The organism is Pseudomonas cichorii, assembly GCF_018343775.1.
In the GTDB taxonomy this organism is placed as follows: Bacteria; Pseudomonadota; Gammaproteobacteria; order Pseudomonadales; family Pseudomonadaceae; genus Aquipseudomonas; species Aquipseudomonas cichorii.
The window spans coordinates 178,605-195,440 of the sequence record NZ_CP074349.1; the positions used below are offsets into that span (position 1 = coordinate 178,605).

At 58.9% G+C, this 16,836-nt stretch carries 13 protein-coding genes and 1 pseudogene; 5 read left to right on the forward strand and 9 right to left on the reverse strand.

Annotated features, from left to right (window positions below):
- The first annotated feature begins 125 nt into the window (after positions 1 to 125).
- Entirely contained in the window at positions 126 to 2,057 is a 1,932-nt protein-coding gene (locus KGD89_RS00850; RefSeq protein ID WP_025257937.1) for an acetyl-CoA hydrolase/transferase C-terminal domain-containing protein, read from the forward strand.
- Positions 2,058 to 2,064: 7 nt separating this feature from the next.
- Here the strand turns inward: KGD89_RS00850 and KGD89_RS00855 are convergent, their stop codons facing one another.
- The 4 genes from KGD89_RS00855 to rep all read right to left on the reverse strand — a co-directional run bounded on the left by KGD89_RS00855 (position 2,065) and on the right by rep (position 6,547).
- The gene (locus KGD89_RS00855) at positions 2,065 to 2,889 is read right to left on the reverse strand and encodes a sulfite exporter TauE/SafE family protein (RefSeq protein ID WP_025257938.1); all 825 of its coding nucleotides are present in this window, start codon (positions 2,887 to 2,889) and stop codon (positions 2,065 to 2,067) included.
- 74 nt (positions 2,890 to 2,963) lie between these two features.
- A complete protein-coding gene (locus KGD89_RS00860) occupies positions 2,964 to 3,848 on the reverse strand; it encodes an MBL fold metallo-hydrolase (RefSeq protein ID WP_025257939.1) in 885 nt (294 codons plus the stop codon).
- 65 nt (positions 3,849 to 3,913) lie between these two features.
- The gene (locus tag KGD89_RS00865; protein ID WP_025257940.1) at positions 3,914 to 4,483 is read right to left on the reverse strand and encodes a xanthine phosphoribosyltransferase; all 570 of its coding nucleotides are present in this window, start codon (positions 4,481 to 4,483) and stop codon (positions 3,914 to 3,916) included.
- A gap of 54 nt (positions 4,484 to 4,537) precedes the next feature.
- Positions 4,538 to 6,547, reverse strand: a complete 2,010-nt coding sequence (rep, locus tag KGD89_RS00870) for a DNA helicase Rep (RefSeq protein ID WP_025257941.1) — start codon at positions 6,545 to 6,547, stop codon at positions 4,538 to 4,540.
- A gap of 203 nt (positions 6,548 to 6,750) precedes the next feature.
- On the opposite strand from rep, the gene KGD89_RS00875 reads away from it, so the two are divergent.
- Positions 6,751 to 8,415, forward strand: a complete 1,665-nt coding sequence (locus KGD89_RS00875; RefSeq protein WP_025257942.1) for a putative bifunctional diguanylate cyclase/phosphodiesterase — start codon at positions 6,751 to 6,753, stop codon at positions 8,413 to 8,415.
- Positions 8,416 to 8,436: 21 nt separating this feature from the next.
- On the opposite strand, the gene KGD89_RS00880 is transcribed toward KGD89_RS00875, so the two are convergent.
- Positions 8,437 to 9,837: a NorM family multidrug efflux MATE transporter gene (locus KGD89_RS00880; RefSeq protein ID WP_025257943.1), complete on the reverse strand. Its 1,401-nt coding sequence runs from the start codon at positions 9,835 to 9,837 to the stop codon at positions 8,437 to 8,439.
- A 155-nt stretch (positions 9,838 to 9,992) separates the two neighbouring features.
- Here KGD89_RS00880 and KGD89_RS00885 point away from each other — a divergent pair, with 155 nt between their 5' ends.
- The 3 genes and pseudogenes from KGD89_RS00885 (at position 9,993) to KGD89_RS26280 (ending at position 13,079) form a co-directional block, all read left to right on the forward strand.
- Entirely contained in the window at positions 9,993 to 10,913 is a 921-nt protein-coding gene (locus KGD89_RS00885) for a LysR substrate-binding domain-containing protein (protein ID WP_025257944.1), read from the forward strand.
- Positions 10,914 to 11,240: 327 nt separating this feature from the next.
- Positions 11,241 to 12,176, forward strand: a pseudogene (locus tag KGD89_RS26275) (Cache 3/Cache 2 fusion domain-containing protein); the annotation flags it as partial.
- Between the two features lie 180 nt (positions 12,177 to 12,356).
- Positions 12,357 to 13,079, forward strand: a complete 723-nt coding sequence (locus KGD89_RS26280; protein WP_374004995.1) for a methyl-accepting chemotaxis protein — start codon at positions 12,357 to 12,359, stop codon at positions 13,077 to 13,079.
- Between the two features lie 179 nt (positions 13,080 to 13,258).
- Here the strand turns inward: KGD89_RS26280 and KGD89_RS00895 are convergent, their stop codons facing one another.
- The 4 genes from KGD89_RS00895 to KGD89_RS00910 all read right to left on the reverse strand — a co-directional run bounded on the left by KGD89_RS00895 (position 13,259) and on the right by KGD89_RS00910 (position 16,261).
- The gene (locus KGD89_RS00895; RefSeq protein ID WP_236250093.1) at positions 13,259 to 13,516 is read right to left on the reverse strand and encodes a BRO-N domain-containing protein; all 258 of its coding nucleotides are present in this window, start codon (positions 13,514 to 13,516) and stop codon (positions 13,259 to 13,261) included.
- Between the two features lie 126 nt (positions 13,517 to 13,642).
- Positions 13,643 to 15,136 (reverse strand): YifB family Mg chelatase-like AAA ATPase, encoded by a 1,494-nt coding sequence (locus KGD89_RS00900; protein WP_025257947.1) that lies wholly within the window; start codon positions 15,134 to 15,136, stop codon positions 13,643 to 13,645.
- Between the two features lie 176 nt (positions 15,137 to 15,312).
- Positions 15,313 to 16,044 (reverse strand): hypothetical protein, encoded by a 732-nt coding sequence (locus tag KGD89_RS00905; protein WP_143008712.1) that lies wholly within the window; start codon positions 16,042 to 16,044, stop codon positions 15,313 to 15,315.
- 13 nt (positions 16,045 to 16,057) lie between these two features.
- A complete protein-coding gene (locus tag KGD89_RS00910; RefSeq protein WP_025257949.1) occupies positions 16,058 to 16,261 on the reverse strand; it encodes a hypothetical protein in 204 nt (67 codons plus the stop codon).
- Positions 16,262 to 16,836 lie beyond the last annotated feature (575 nt).

Sequence of the window (16,836 nt, forward strand, 5' to 3'; positions counted from 1 at the left end):
TATCTGTCGAATGTACCGGCCTCTCACGAATGAATTCGCTCCAGATCCAATGCTCAGCATATTTGCAGCACTTTCACGAGAACATCGGTCCAACCTCCATCCAGCCACAACCCCGGAGAGTTCGGATGCCCAAGTCCTGTTCCATTGAGCAAGCCGTCGATCATGTCCTCGCGCAGTTGCCCGAGCATATTCACATGGGCATGCCTCTGGGGTTGGGCAAGCCCAATCGGTTCGTCAATGCGTTGTACGAGCGCGTCAGTCAGCTTCCCGAGCGGCAACTGACGATTTATACCGCGTTGAGCCTGGGGCGGCCGCCGGCGGGTGAGGGGTTGCAGGGGCGTTTTCTGGAGCCGTTTCTGGAGCGGGTTTTCGGGGATTATCCTGAGCTGGAGTTCCTGTCGGCACTGCGCCGTGACGATCTGCCGCCGAACATTCACATCCAGCAATTCTTCATGCAGCCGGGCAGCCTGCTCAACAGCGAAGCGGCCCAGCAGAGCTACGTCAGCAGCAATTACAGCCATGCGGCCCGGGACATCAATGCCAGTGGCCTGAACCTGATTGCTCAACTGGTCGCTCACGATGAGCAACGGCCCGGCAAGTTGAGCCTGAGCTGTAATCCCGACGTAACCCTCGACCTGCTGCCGATGGTCGCCAAGCGACGGGCCGCAGGCGAGACGATTCTGATGCTGGGACAGATCCATGCCGATCTGCCCTATATGCCCGGCGATTCCGAGCTGGATGCCGATGCCTTCGATCTGCTGCTGGATGAGCGGGAGCGCAACGTCCTGTTCTCGACGCCCAATATGCCGGTGGGCTTTCAGGATCATTTCATCGGTCTGCATGCCAGCACCCTGGTTCGCGATGGCGGTACTTTGCAGATCGGCATCGGTTCCATGGGCGACGCGCTGACCGCGGCGCTGCTGGCCCGACAAGCCAATAACGAAACCTACAGCGGGTTGCTCGCGGAGCTGAACATGAGCAACTGGCAGACCCTGATTGATCGCGAAGGCGGCGTCCAGTCTTTTGCCAGCGGGCTTTACGGATGCAGCGAAATGTTCGTCAACGGCCTGCTGGTGCTGGCCGACGCGGGGATTGTGCGGCGCAAGGTGTATGCCGATGCCGAGTTGCAGCGTCTGGCCAATCTGGGAACCCTTGATGAAAGTGCTCACCCGGATGGCGTTGTGCTGCATGGCGGGTTCTTCCTTGGCCCGCTGAGTTTTTATGAGCGCCTGCGTGAGTTGCCAGCCGAGCGACTGGCGCAGTTCAACATGACCGCCATCAGTTACATCAACGAACTGTACGGCGACGAAGAGCTCAAGCGCCTGCAACGTCGGGATGCGCGTTTCATCAACAGCGCTTTCACCATGACCCTGATGGGTGCGGCGGTGTCCGATCAACTGGAAGACGGGCGTGTGCTCAGTGGCGTCGGCGGCCAGTACAACTTCGTTTCCCAGGCTCATGCGCTGGAAGATGCACGTTCGATTCTGATCCTGCGCAGCTGGCGGGAGTCGGGCGGCGAGATTACTTCCAATATCGTCTGGGAATACGGCCACGCGACCATTCCCCGTCACCTGCGCGATATCGTCGTGACCGAGTACGGGATTGCCGACCTGCGTGGCCAGACCGACGCCACGGTGATCGAGCGACTGCTGAATATCAGTGACTCGCGCTTTCAGAACGGCCTGATCGAGCAGGCGCAAAAGGCTGGCAAGCTGCCGAAAGGTTTTCATCTCGACCCGCGCTTTACCCAGAACACGCCCGAGCGCCTGAAGGACATTGCGTCCCGCTATCCGGCGCTGTTCACCGAATATCCGCTGGGCTGCGATTTCACTGCACGAGAGCGTGATCTGCTGCGGGCCTTGAACTGGCTCAAAAGCAAATTCAAGCTCACCGAGATTCTGGAGCTGGGCAAGGCCACGCTGGATGCGCCTGAGCCTTCGGCTTATATCGAGCACTTGCAGCGCATGCAACTCGACGAGCCTCAAGGTCTGAAGGAAGAGTTGTACCAGCGCCTGCTGCTGGCCGGGTTGCACAACTCTGCCGGATCAACGTTCTGAATGTTGCTCAGAGGACTGCCTTGAGTGCGCTGAACACCAGCATGGCTGCGGCAATCCAGCCTGCAATGGCGAACAGTTGCTGCAAGCGTGGGCCGGCGAGATAGCCGCTGACCTGTCTGCCGCCTATCAGGCCGATGATCGCTCCGGCCGCGAAGGGCGCGCCGACGCTCCAGTGCATCACGCCCGCCACGGAGGCGCTGATGACGCTGCCGGTGGAGACCAGCGCAATGACTGCCAGCGACGTGGCGACAACGCTTTTCATGTTCAGGTCGCTGTAGCGGGTCAGCGCCGGGATGATGACAAATCCACCACCGACTCCGATCAGTCCCGACAGCAGTCCTGCCGTCATGCCGGTGAGTGTCAGCGCCCGAATGCAGGGCATCGTCCAGCGCAATCTGCCTTGCAGCGGGTTGAGCACGCAGGGCAGAACTTCCTTGCGGCAGGCCGGTGGTCCGTATTTCAACTCGCGGGTGGCCTTGAGAAATATCCGCCCGCAGGCGTACACCATCACGACGGCGAAGATCAGCGCCAGCGGCGTATTGGGCAAGCGATGTGCGAGCCACAGGCCCAGTGGCGACATGAGCACACCGATCCCGGCGATATAGAGCGCGGCGCGGTAGCGGACAATGCCTTGCCTCAAGCCCAGAAACGCTCCGAGTGCTGCCGCCAGACCCACGGCCAGCAAACCGATGGGCGCGGCCTCGACCATGGACAGCCCGAGCCCGAAGACCAACAACGGCACGGCCAGAATGCCACCGCCTGCACCGGTCAGTGCCAGTATGGCTCCTACGATTGCCCCCAGGCCTGCGCCCAGCAGTTGATGCTCATCCATGCCGACTGACGACACGTTCAGGATGAGTGAGGAATATCGGGTTCATTTCAGGCTTTCCGGACGCACACAGCGATTCAAAGAACGTTAAGCGGGATTTTCAGGTAGCTGACGCCGTTGTCTTCCGGCGCGGGGAAGTGGCCGCAGCGCATGTTGATCTGCACCGACGGCAGCATCAGGACCGGCATTTCCAGGGTCGCATCCCGTGCCTCGCGCATGGTGACGAAAGCGTCTTCGTCGATGCCTTCATGCACATGGATATTATTGGCGCGTTGTTCGGCAACGGTGGTCATGTATTGCAGCTCGCGGCCATTGGGCAGGTAGTCATGACACATGAACAGCCGGGTCTGCGGCGGCAGGCTGAGGATCCTCTGAATGGAGCGATACAACGTGCGCGCATCGGCGCCGGGGAAGTCGCAACGGGCGGTGCCATAGTCAGGCATGAACAGCGTATCGCCAACGAATGCGACTGTTTCGTCGCCGATTTGTACCAGATAGGTCATGCAAGCGGGCGTATGACCGGGTGTATGCAGTGCCCGGGCCTGAAGCGAACCGATGGTAAATACGCTGTTGTCATCCAGCAGTACATCGAACTGGGCTCCGTCCCGTGCGAAGTCCTCAGGGGCATTGAACAGCTTGCCGAAGACCTGCTGCACGGACGTGATGTGGCTGCCGATGGCGATCTGTCCGCCCAACTGCTGTTTCAGATAGGGCGCTGCCGACACATGGTCCGCATGGACATGGGTTTCCAGTATCCACTGCACCGAAGCGTCCAGGGTCCTGACCCGCTCGATCAGACGGTCTGCCGATTCGGTGCGGGTACGCCCGGATTTCGGATCGTAGTCCAGCACACTGTCGATCAGCGCGCATTGCTTGCTGGCCAGGTCCATCACCAGATAACTGATGGTCCATGTGTGGCTGTCGAAGAGTCCTTCGACATACAGCCCTTCCCCAATGATCATTGTGGTGTCTCCATGGCCGTAAATGGCTGTTACCTGTGCAAGCGTAGACAGGCAGCGTGGACGTTCTACTTGAAAGTCACCACGCCGTTCGCCAGCGACTCCACCCGTGCCAGGGATTCAACGCGATAACCCTGTGCATCCAGTTCGGCACGACCGCCCTGAAAGGACTTCTCGATCACGATACCCAGCCCGGCAACCCTGGCGCCTGCCTGCTTGATGATCGAGATCAGGGCCTGGGACGCTTTGCCGTTGGCCAGGAAGTCATCGATGATCAGCACGTTGTCGTTGCTGTTCAGGTGCCGTGGCGAGATGGCGACGGTGCTTTCGACCTTCTTGGTGAAGGAGTAGACCGTAGCCGACAGCAGGTTTTCAGTCAGGGTCAGCGACTGATGCTTGCGGGCAAAGATCACCGGCACGCCGAGGTTCAGGCCGGCCATCACTGCCGGAGCGATGCCCGAGGCTTCGATGGTGACGATCTTGGTGATGCCTGCATCCGCGAACAGCCTGGCGAACTCGTCACCGATGGCTTTCATCAGTGCCGGGTCGATCTGATGGTTGAGAAACGCATCGACCTTCAAGACCTGATCGGAAAGTACGATGCCTTCTTCGCGAATTTTCTTGTGCAGTGCTTCCACTTCGGTTCCTTGGGTGCGCCAGTGCGCATTGGTTGATCGTTTTCTGTTCAGGTGTCAGCGCTTGAGCATGGCGCGGATGTCCGCCAGTGCCGTATTGCCGCGCACGGCCTTTACTTCGGTTGGCGTATCGTCGTTGCCTTCCCAGGCCAGGTCGTCCGGTGGCAGCTCATCGAGAAAGCGGCTTGGCGCGCAGTCGATGATCTCGCCGTATTGCTTGCGCTTGGCGGCAAAGGTGAACGCCAGCGTCTGTCGTGCGCGGGTGATGCCCACGTAGGCCAGACGGCGCTCTTCCTCAATGGTGTCGGCTTCGATGCTGGAGCGGTGTGGCAGGATTTCTTCTTCCATGCCCATGATGAACACGTAAGGAAATTCCAGCCCTTTGGAAGCATGCAGGGTCATCATCTGCACGCCTTCGGCACCGTCTTCCTCTTCCTGCTGGCGTTCGAGCATGTCGCGCAGGACCAGCTTGCCGATGGCCTCTTCGATGGTCATGCCGCCATCTTCGTCTTTTTCCAGGGTGTTCTTCAGTGCCTCGATGAGGAACCAGACGTTGCCCATGCGGTAATCGGCGGCCTTGTCGCTGGAGCTGTTCTGGCGAATCCAGTTCTCGTAATCGATATCCATGACCATGCTGCGCAGTGCCGCGATAGGGTCGTTTTGCGCGCATTGCTGGCGTACGCCGTCCATCCAGCGTTTGAAGCGTTGCAGGCGATCGGTGTAACGGCTGTCCAGATGTTCGCCCAGACCGATTTCCTCGGTGGCGGCGTACATCGAAACCTTGCGCTCGGTGGCGTAGTTGCCGAGTTTTTCCAGGGTCGTGGAACCGATTTCCCGGCGCGGGACGTTGATGACGCGCAGGAAGGCGTTGTCGTCGTCCGGGTTCACCAACAGGCGGAAATAGGCCATCAGGTCCTTCACTTCCTGGCGGCCGAAGAAGCTGTTGCCACCTGACAGGCGATAGGGAACCTGATGGTGCTGCAATTTCAGCTCGATCAGCTTGGCCTGATAGTTACCGCGATAGAGGATGGCGAAGTCGCTGTAGGGCCGGTCGGTGCGCAAGTGCAGGGTGAGGATTTCCATCGCCACCCGCTCGGCTTCGGCGTCTTCGTTGCGGCAGCGGATCACGCGGATCTCGTCGCCGTGACCCATTTCACTCCAGAGTTGCTTCTCGAAGGCGTGCGGGTTGTTGGAGATCAGCACGTTGGCGCAACGCAGGATGCGGCTGGTGGAGCGGTAATTCTGCTCCAGCATCACGACTTTCAGGGACGGATAGTCATCCTTGAGCAGCATCAGGTTTTCCGGCCGCGCACCGCGCCAGGCATAGATCGACTGGTCATCGTCGCCCACCACCGTGAACTGGTGGCGAGTGCCGATCAGCAGCTTGACCAGCAGATACTGGCTGGCGTTGGTGTCCTGGTATTCGTCCACCAGCAGGTAGCGGACCTTGTTCTGCCACTTTTCCAGAATGTCGGCGTGTTCCTGGAACAGCTTGACCGGCAGCAGGATCAGGTCGTCGAAGTCCACGGCGTTATACGCCTTGAGCGTGCGCTGGTAGTGGGTGTAGACGATGGCGGCGGTCTGTTCCTTGGGGTTGCGGGCATTGGCCAGCGCTTCGGGCGGCAGGATCAGGTCGTTCTTCCAGGCGCCGATCATGTTCTTGATTTCGTCGACGCCGTCGTCGCCCGAATACTCTTTCTGCATGATGTCGGTCATCAGGGCCTTGACGTCGGTCTCATCGAAGATCGAGAAACCGGGCTTGTAGCCCAGCCGCACATGCTCCTTGCGGATGATGTTCAGGCCCAGGTTGTGGAACGTCGACACCGTCAGGCCGCGACCTTCGCCACCGCGCAGCAGCGTGCCGACCCGCTCTTTCATTTCCCGGGCGGCCTTGTTGGTAAAGGTCATGGCAACGATGTATTGCGCACGGATGCCGCAGTTCTGGATCAGGTGGGCGATCTTGCGTGTGATCACGCTGGTCTTGCCGGAGCCTGCACCGGCGAGCACCAAAAGAGGGCCGCCGACATAGTTCACGGCTTCCTGTTGCCGGGGATTGAGTCGGGACATGGCGGTATGGGTAGTCTGTTGCGAAAAAGGTCGGGCATTTTAACAGGCCCGCGCATTTATGCAGCGCTCATCGTTGAACGACAGGGACAGCTATCTAAATTTTTTGTTTTTGTTACATTTGACTCATCGCGAATGTGCGTCTACCAGTCACACCCTTTCGTTTGGGTGTTAATCGGTTTTTCCTTTGCAGTTAAGGAGTTAGCGTGCCTGTGCCTGTCGAGCCCCTGAGATTGCTGCTGTTGGCCCGAGAATCTGCATGGCTGGCGCTCTTGAGCAATTGTCTGGCATCGCTGGGCGATGAGGTCATTTTGTATCAGGCCGCTGACTGGGACGCCTTCCAGAAGCAGCCTGACAGTCCGCGTCCTTCCTTGCTGCTGACCACTCCCGAGCTGCAACCCCCTGCCACAAGTTGCCTGTTGCCGACGGTAATGCTGCTCGAAGAGGAACCGTTCGTCGCGCCGATGGGGGCCAGCGACTGGCTGGTCCGTGAAAGCCTGACGGCCGATACCCTTCGCCGCTGCCTGCGCCATGTTCGTGAGCGCGGAGCGCTGGAAGACACCCTGCAACGCCTGGCCGGCCAGGACCCGCTGACCGGTATCGCCAACCGACAGGGTTTTCAGACGTTACTGACCGCCCGTCTGGCCGACAAAACCGGTTTTGCCCTGGGCCACCTGGACCTCGACAACTTCCGCCGCGCCAACGATGCCCTGGGCCATCAGGCCGGTGACCGGTTGATCCTGCAGGTGGTGGCACGACTCAGGAACCAGCTGGACATCGGGGACCAGATCGCCCGTCTGGGCGGTGACGAGTTTGCTTTGCTGATCGACACCCGCCATACGCCCGAACGTGCGGTACAACTGGCCGGACGCATTACCGATGCGTTGTCCGAACCCTACTGGATCGACGGTGAAAGCCTGCTGCTGGGCTGCAGCCTTGGCATCACTCATTCACAGTCCGAAACCGGCGCCGACGCCTTGATGTGGCACGCCCATATCGCCATGCGTCAGGCCAAGAGCCTTCAGGGCTGCACTTTCCGCCTCTTCGATCACCGCATCAACCGCAACGCTCGCAGTCTTGCGGACCTTGAGGCCGAACTGCGCAAGGCCTTGCGTACTGACGAACTTGAGCTGCATTACCAGCCGCGCCTGTGCCTGGAAAGTGGTGCGGTTGTGGGGCTGGAAGCATTGGTGCGCTGGCGCCACAGCGAGCGCGGGCTGTTACTGCCCAGCGAATTCGTGCCTCTGGCCGAGCAGAGCGGCATGATCGTGCCGTTGGGTTACTGGGTCATCCATCGGGCCTTGCGGGATATGCAGGCTTTGCGCGACCGGGGTTTTGCGCCGCTGCACATGGCGATCAACCTGTCGTTCCGGCAGTTTCAGGACAGCCAGCTTCTGCCGACCCTCAGCCGCCTGATCACCGAGCATAAAATCGATGCGCGCTGGCTGGAATTCGAGCTGACCGAAACGTCGGTCATGCGCAGCAGTGAGCAGGTGCGGCAGATCATGGAAGCGCTGCGCCGATTGGGTGTGCGTTTTTCCCTGGACGACTTCGGCACCGGCTTTTCTTCCTTCATGCACCTTAACAGCCTGCCGATCGAACTGCTCAAGATCGACAAAAGCTTTGTCGGGGAAATGGAGCCGCGTGAGGAAAATCGCAAGCTTGTCCACGCAATGATCAACCTGGCCCATAACCTGAGCCTGGAAGTGGTGGCCGAAGGCGTGGAAACCCCTGAGCAACTGGCGCTGCTGCGCAGCTTTGGTTGCAATCAGGTGCAGGGTTACCTCATCAGCCGACCGTTGCCGATGGCTGAGCTGGTTGACTATCTGGAGCGGCCGACAGGCGCGCACCCCTCTGCGAATAAGGTGTAAAGCCCGCCCTATTCGCTTACATCAGGGATGAATGGCACCCAGATTGTCTTGCGGCTCCTGCCTGGACTTCACTTTTATCAACCGCGCGGTCTTCTTCTCGAAGGCATAGGTCAGCGCCACCGCCGAACATAGCAGGCCCAGCGCCAGTCCCCACCAGACACCCTCTGCGCCCAGATCGGTCGAAAAGGCCAGCAGCCATGCCGCAGGTGCTGCCACCAGCCAGTAGCAGACCAGCCCGATCAGAAAGGTGGTCTTGGCGTCCTTGAGGCCGCGAATGGCACCCATGGCGATGGTCTGCATGCCGTCCAACAGCTCGAACCACGCCGCAATGGCCAGCAGCTTGACCGCCAGGATCACGATCTCGGTGAATGCCGGGTCATCGAGGTCAAGGAACAGGCCGATGACCTGATGAGGCGCGAGCCAGAACAACAGGCCGAACATCAGCATCACGGCCCCGCCAAACGAAATGCCCAGCCGCCCGGCAGTGCGAGCCATCAATACATTACCCGCACCGTAATGCTGACCGATGCGCATGGTGACGGCGTAGGAAATCCCGACCGGAATCATGAACGCCATGGACACGGTCTGTACGGCGATCTGATGCGCAGCCATCTGCGTACTGCCCATGGCTCCCATGCAAAACGCCGCAAAAGTGAACAGGCCAACTTCCACGGCGTAGGTTCCGCCAATTGGCAGGCCAAGGTTCCAGAGTTCCTTAAGGTGGCTGCGGGACAACTGCCACAGTCCTTTGCGAATCGGATAGGCCGCATAAGCAGGATGGCGGCGGATATGCAGGGCCAGCGCCAGTGCCATGCAATTGGTCACTATTGCCGTGATCAGCCCGATGCCCATCAGGCCCAGATTCGGCAGACCGAACCAGCCATGGATCATCATGTAATTGAGCGCGAAGTTGGCCCCGGCTCCGGCCAGGCTGATGGTCATTACCGGGCCAGCACGTCCAAGGGCACTGGTGAAGCCGCGCAAGGCCATGAAAGTGAGCAGGCCGGGAAGCGCCAGCGGCAGGGTGGTCAGGAACTGAGTGGCCATATGGACGTTGACTTCGGTCTGGCCAAACCTGAGCAAAACCGGCTCAAGGTTCCACAACAGCAGCGCAGCCACCAGCGCCATACCCCATGCCAGCCATAGACCGGCCTGGGTCAGCCGGGTCGCACCCTCTGCATCGTTTGCGCCGTGACGAATCGAAACCAGCGTGCCGACTGCCGCCATCACGCCTACGCAGAAAAACGAAACAAAACTGTAGGTAGCAGCGCCCAGACCGCCGCCTGCCAGGGCTTCAGGCCCGATCTTGCCCATCATCACGGTATCGGTGAACACCATCAGCATATGCGCCATCTGCGATGCGATCAAAGGCCCGGCCAGGCGCAGGATGATCCAGAGTTCTTTGAGGGCGGGCTGTTGCATGATGGCGAGGCTCTACTTCAGGTGTACTGATGGGCTGCACATTCTCGGCATTCAAGTGCTCAAGCACAAAGCGATAAATCCGATCATCAGCATGATTAAAACTCATGTCAGTGTATTTGGCGTACAGTGGCGCATTATTGTGTGGATATATTCATATGCCTCGTAGTCTTCCGCCTTTATATGCATTGCGCGCTTTTGAAGCGGCCGCTCGGCATACCTCGTTCACGCGAGCGGGGGAAGAACTGTCGATTACCCAAAGTGCTGTCAGTCGTCATATTCATACGCTCGAAGAGTACTTTTCCTGCCGACTGTTTCAGCGTAATGGCCGCAACTTGCAGCTCACTGAAGCCGCTCGTGCCTTATTGCCCGGAGTCAGAGACGGTTTTCAGGCGCTTGAGCGTGCCTGCAGCACGTTACAGACTGAAGAAGGCATATTGCGCATGAAGGCGCCTTCGACCCTGACCATGCGCTGGCTGCTGGCACGGCTCAGTCGTTTTCGTCATCTCCAGGTAGGCAACGAAGTCCAGTTGACCAGCGCCTGGATGGATATCGACGCCGTGGACTTCTCCCAGGAGCCCTTCGATTGTGCAGTCCTCCTGAGTCGTGGACATTTTCCGCCGGACTGGGAGGCGACCCTGTTGTTTCCGGAGTTTCTGATCCCGGTCGGTGCCCCTGCCTTTCTGCAGGATCCGCCCTGGGATGTCGAACGGCTGGCCAGTATCGAGCTGCTGCACCCGACACCGGATCGGCGTGACTGGCGCACCTGGCTGAACCGCATGGGGCTGGCGGACAAGGTTTCGCTCAAGGGCGGTCAGGTTTTCGACACCCTGGAACTGGGCATGATCGCGGCTGCCCGAGGTTACGGGCTGTCGATGGGCGATTTATTGATGGTTGCTGAAGATGTGGCACAAGGTCGTTTGAGCCTGCCCTGGCGTACGGCAGTATTCAGTGGCGAGAACTATTATCTGGTCTGGCCAAAGACGAGACCCGGTCTAGAGCGGTTACGGCGATTAAGTGACTTTCTGCAGAGCGAGGTTCAGGCGATGGAGTTGCCGAAAGTCGAAATACTTAGATAGTGGGGCGGTTGGGCGATTTGCCATCTGTTTGCTAATATCCGTAAGGCTGACTCAAGTATTTCACTTCTGAGCCGAAGTCATTCATGAAAGGCCGTTTGTCCAAAACGGTTCAATCTCAAATCCTATTAGAATTTTGCTGGATGGTCGGCCAGGGAGTTGGCGAACCCGATAATTCAGCCTGGAGCCTTTATGTCCAAGCCCCGTGCCCGGATTGCTTCGCAACTCGGTATTGCTTTGGCTGTGATCCTTGCGGTGGTGATAAGCGGCAGCACTCTTTTCGCTTTGCGATCTCTGGACGCTGCCAACCTTGTCATCCGTGAAGAACACATGTCCAGTGAGGCTCGCCTGCTCGCTGACCAGCTCAACACTTTTCACAGCACCTTGCGTGACAGCACGCAGCGTCTGAGCGGGCTGTTTGAAAAGCGTTTTTCTGGCGGCCTGAGCCTGCAGACCGACAAGCCAGTTACCGTGGCCGGGACCCAGACTCCGGGTTTGTACCTGGGGGATACGCCCCTGAACAACGACTTTACCGAGGTCGACGAATTTCGTCGTCTGACGGCAGGTGTCGCCACCATTTTCGTGCGCAGCGGCGATGACTTCATCCGTATCAGCACGTCCCTGAGCAAACAGGACGGCACTCGCGCCATCGGCACCGTGCTCGATCGCAAAGGCCCGGCCTATGAGCGCCTGATGGCCGGTCAGGGGTATGTGGGCAAGGCGGTATTGTTCGAACGTTACTACATGACTCAGTACAGCCCGGTTCGTGACAGCAGCGGCAAGATCATTGCTGCCCTGTTCGTCGGTTTCGATTACACCGACGCGCAGAACGCCCAGTTCGAGAACCTCAGAAACTTCCGTATCGGCAAGACCGGTTCGCTGGCATTGCTGGACGAGCAAAGCCGTTGGTTGGTCGCACCAGCCGGTGCCAAATCGCCTGATGACGCAGCCAAGTCTGTAGCTGAAGCGGTCAAGCAGCCTGGCAAAGGTCTGTTCTGGCACGATGGCGTGCAGGACTTTTATAGCGTGGGTCAGCCATTCAGCGGTGGCCCATGGACTGTATTGGCCAGCATGCCGGGTGACGAGATCAGCGAAGTCACCTGGAGCGTAGGCACCAAACTGGCCATTGGCAGCCTGCTGGCGATGTTGATTTCCGTGGGCGGCGCCATCTGGTTGCTGCGCACTAAATTGCGTCCATTGTCCGAGCTGGTGCGTCAGGCCGATGCCTTGGGCTCCGGCGACCTGAGCGTCCGCTTGCAGGTTTCCAGCCACGACGAGATCGGGCAACTGGCAGGCAGCTTCAACAAGATGAGCGAAGCCCTGTCGAACATGGTTTCCCATATCCGTACCGCAGCCCAGGAAGTGAGCACCCGTGCCCACGCATTGTCCGGCCTGTCGGGTGGCGCTTATGAAGGCATGGAGCAGCAGTCCGGCGAAATCACCAGCATGGCGGGCGCGGTCGAAGAGTTCAGCGCGACCTCTCTGAACATCGCTGACAACATGAAGAACACCGAGCGTCTGGCGCAGGAAAACGCGCAGCAGACCCGTATCGGTCGTACCTCCATGGATGAAGCCTCTTCTGCGCTGCAACAGATCGCAACCTCGCTGAACAGCACCGCCACCGTGATCGACACCCTGGGCCAGCGTTCCCAGGAAATCGGCAGCATCGTCGGCGTGATTACCTCGATTGCCGACCAGACCAACCTGCTGGCACTCAACGCAGCCATCGAAGCGGCCCGCGCCGGTGAACAAGGCCGCGGCTTTGCCGTGGTAGCCGATGAGGTTCGCAGCCTGGCTTCGCGTACCCGTCAGGCCACTGACGAAATCTCCGGCATGATCGCCAGCATCCAGCAAGAAACCGGCAATGCCATCAGCACCATGCAGCAGGGCAACGTCCTGATGCAGGACGGCTTGTCGCGTAACGCCAAGGTTGCGGCTGCACTGGCTCAGATCGACGAACAAAGCCGCTCCGCCGGTCACCAGTTCGCCGCGATCACCACGGCCACGCAAGAGCAAAGCAGCACCGCCACCATGCTGAGCAGCAACCTGCAAAGCATCGCCATGGCCAACAGCGAACAACGCGAAGTGGTGTCCAACCTGGCAATCACCGCAGAAGAACTCAACTCCCTGGCGTCTGAATTGCGCCAAGAGGTTGATCGCTTCCGTTGATCTGTTTTTCGCGAATGAATTCGCTCCTACGCGGGGTGGATTCATTCGCGAACGGCTTCACGCCAATAACCGTCTCCACCACGGCATCGTCTTCCCGACACCCTGACGTGACTGCTCCAGCAGAATCTCAGGCATATCCCGCAAGCGTGTCCATGGTTCGCTCTGCCAGTTCAGTAAACTCATCGACACAAGGCATACGCCCCCGACTCGCAGACCATCAACGTTTCCTGCATATCGTCATAGCGTCTAAGCCACAGCGTCTTGCGCTGGTCCGGCGCGAGCTTGCGAGTTCGGCACTCATCCAGAAATATCCCCATCAAATGACCGAGGTCACGGGCGCAGAACCCTGTCTTGTCTTGCAGATGGATGGCGTGCAGATGGGTTTTGTGGCGGATGAAGAGGGTGGGGATGTGGGGTGGATTTATAGACATATTCAAGAGCGCTTCTCCTGATGAGGAGTTGCCGCTTTCGTCGCCAAACGATAAGGGTGGCGTTGGCGAACCGGCAAGGAGCGACCGGCAGACCCGCAGGTCTCCTGCACACAACTGCCATAGAAACCGATCTCAATTACTCGCAGGCCGATACTGCAACGCTTCGGCCAGATGGCGACGATCAATCGCATCCTCCTGCTCCAGATCCGCCAGGGTTCTTGCCACTTTCAGCAACCGGTGCGCGGCCCGCAACGACAGGGCCAATCGCTCGCAGGCCGTTTCCAGCCAGGTTTCATCCGCCGCCGACAACGCACAATGCTCACGCAACCCCGGCAAATCGAGGAAGGCATTGGCGCAGCCTTGGCGTCTTTGCTGGCGATCACGGGCTTTTGCGACCAACGCGGCGGCGCTGGCGGTGTCGTCGCCGGTTTGCGGTGCCGGGTTGAGGGCAGTGGCTTCGCGAGCGACAGTCAGGTGCAGATCGATCCGGTCCAGCAACGGCCCGGACAGCTTGTTGCGATAACGCTGGATCTGCTCGGTCGAACAACGGCACCGCCCGGTGGGCTCACCCATATAACCGCACGGGCAAGGGTTCATGGCTGCGACCAGTTGAAAGCGCGCCGGGAACCGCACCCGATCCCGCGCCCGGGAAATCACGATATGGCCAGACTCCAGCGGCTCGCGCAAAACCTCCAGAACGCGACGATCGAACTCGGGTAATTCATCTAAAAATAAAATGCCGTGATGAGCCAATGTTATCTCGCCAGGTTGAGGGCGACTGCCACCGCCCACCAATGCCGGCCCCGAAGCAGAGTGATGAGGTTGACGGAAAGGTCGTTGCGGCCAACTGCTCAGCGGCACCTGACTGGCCACCGACTGAATCGCCGCCACCTCCAGCGCTTCGTACTCATCCAGCGGCGGCAACAACCCCGGCAAGCGACTGGCCAGCAAGGTTTTGCCCGTGCCCGGCGGGCCGCTGAAAAGCAGGTTATGCGCACCGGCCGCTGCAACCACCAAGGCGCGCTTGGCGGCGGTCTGGCCCTGAACTTCGCTCAAATCCGGGTAAGGCTTGGGCTGATGCAAAAGCCCGCTGCTCTGATAAGGCTGGATAGGCGTGCGCCCATTGAAATGTGCGACCAGCTCCAGCAAATGACTCACCGCAATGACCCGCAACCCCGAAGCCAGGCATGCTTCTTCGGCATTGGCCGCCGGCACGATCAGCGTACGTTCTGCCGCCCGCGCCGCCAGCGCAGCAGGCAACACCCCCTGAACCGGCCGAATCGCCCCCGACAATGCCAGCTCGCCCAGACATTCCACATCCTGTAACGCCAATAACGGCAACTGCCCACTGGCCCCCAGCAAACCCAGCGCAATGGCCAGATCAAAACGGCCACCATCCTTCGGCAAATCCGCCGGAGCCAGATTGAGCGTGATCCGCCGCGCCGGGAAATCCAGCCCCGAATTGAGAATGGCGCTACGCACCCGATCCTTGCTTTCCTTGACCGCACCTTCCGGCAAACCGACCAGCGTCAGGGTCGGCAGGCCGTTGGCCAGATGGGCTTCGACAGTAACGGCAGGTGCTTCCACACCCACCTGGGCGCGGCTGTGGACGATGGCGAGAGACATGATCTTCCTTGATAACGAGAGCCGCTTCCTGCGGTGTTGGGAAGGATAGATGGGGTTTGGGGTGGGGTTGAGGGGGAAGTTGTACTGGTTGTGTCGGGGGCCAGATTGCTGGGCCGTATAAGACAAGATGCTGAGAAACAAGAAAGGCCCTTAGGGCCTTCTTGACTGCGCTGAAGTCATTTGAGCGAGCGAGTGTCTGCATCTTTTGCAGGAGGGGGTTGAGGTGTCAGCAATGGAGCTGTCGATGTTGGTGCTTGGTTCGTAGCAACGATTGGAGGCGATGGCGCCTCGTTTGACTTGTGGTAGCCCATGCCAGCGTATACCGCTGCGATAATGCAGGCGATCAGCGAAAAAATCGTAGCGGCTTGGCCCATAGTGACGCGGTTCATCCGGGTCAGGGCTTTGAGCAGATCATCCCGATTCAGATCAAGCACCTCCTGGGCTGCTCTAAGCTCTTCGAGATACTCGGAGCATTGCTCATAGTAAGCCCCTCGTTCCTCTGGCTCGCGCGGCGTCAGAATAAGCTTCTTGGCTGCAATGACTTTCTTCTGAATCTCCGGATACTCTGGAATGATTTCGCGGATGATCAGTAGGCGAAAATCAATCTGGAACTGAGCAATAATCTCGAGCTGGTGAGTGATTCCAGCTTCGACAGCATCATAGATAGCGCGCTTGCAGTGATTCTCAGCCTTGCTCAGTTGCTCAACTGCGTCGTTGCCATCAGCCAGGAACTGAGCCATATGGAAGCCCGCATAGCGAAGCTCGTTGATGGCAGGAATTGAGAGTTCTTGGTTGAGATTTTCAACCAGCTTGATCTTCTTTTCGGCCAGACGGAACAGGCTCACGAGCTCATTGGCTTGCGTGCGCGGGTCCATCTCCTGCCTGTCAGGGAGAGTCAGAATAGTCACGGGAAAGGTGATCTCAGAACGCGTGTTGAGCGAGCTTCTGCTTGCGTGCTTCAAGCTGTTCCGAGGTCATGTAGCGACCACGTTGCAGATTAACATTGCCACGTGCGTACGAGCGCACCACGTTGCGAGCAACGCTGCTGGCCGCTTCCTTGGAGGAATAAACGGGGATTTTGACCCTGGTGGGGAAGAGTGCTCTGAAGAGCTTTCGGAACCACATTCTATGATCCTTCATTGACGACTCACCTAAGTGCTCCTGCACAGGCCGGAAGAGTCAGTGGTTTAAAAATGGCCTAGAGGGCCTTCGTACGAGATCATTGATCATCGTGCTTCATCAAAAATGATGCGTAAAAAAGCGCCGATATTATAGGGATAGCGCATCTCAATTTCTACCTTTGCGAGAAGTCAAAATGCCATCATCGTGACGCAAAAAGTTCTCTCGCTCTGTGTCTACGTGGTTTGTCTCAAAAGGTCAACCGCGCCAAGCGCAGTGTACGTTCGGTGGTATTCCATTGAGAGAGAGTTTCGATCTCATGGTTTCATCAAAGTCCGCTCTGGCTGAGGCTCACGGGCTCTTACTGTCAGGTATAGGCGACTGGGGGTATGTCCTCGCTGGCTACACATACGCTTCCAGTGACCCGGCAGTGGGTGCTGCGCCGAGCTGCTTTTTAAACCATTCCCGCTTACTACCGTTCGTCGCATTTCTCTCGTGAGGCTCGCTAAATGACGAGCGTGTAGCCAGACCATTGGTAAGTGTCTGCCGAAGTCACCTTGCATGACTCAGGCAGATACCCG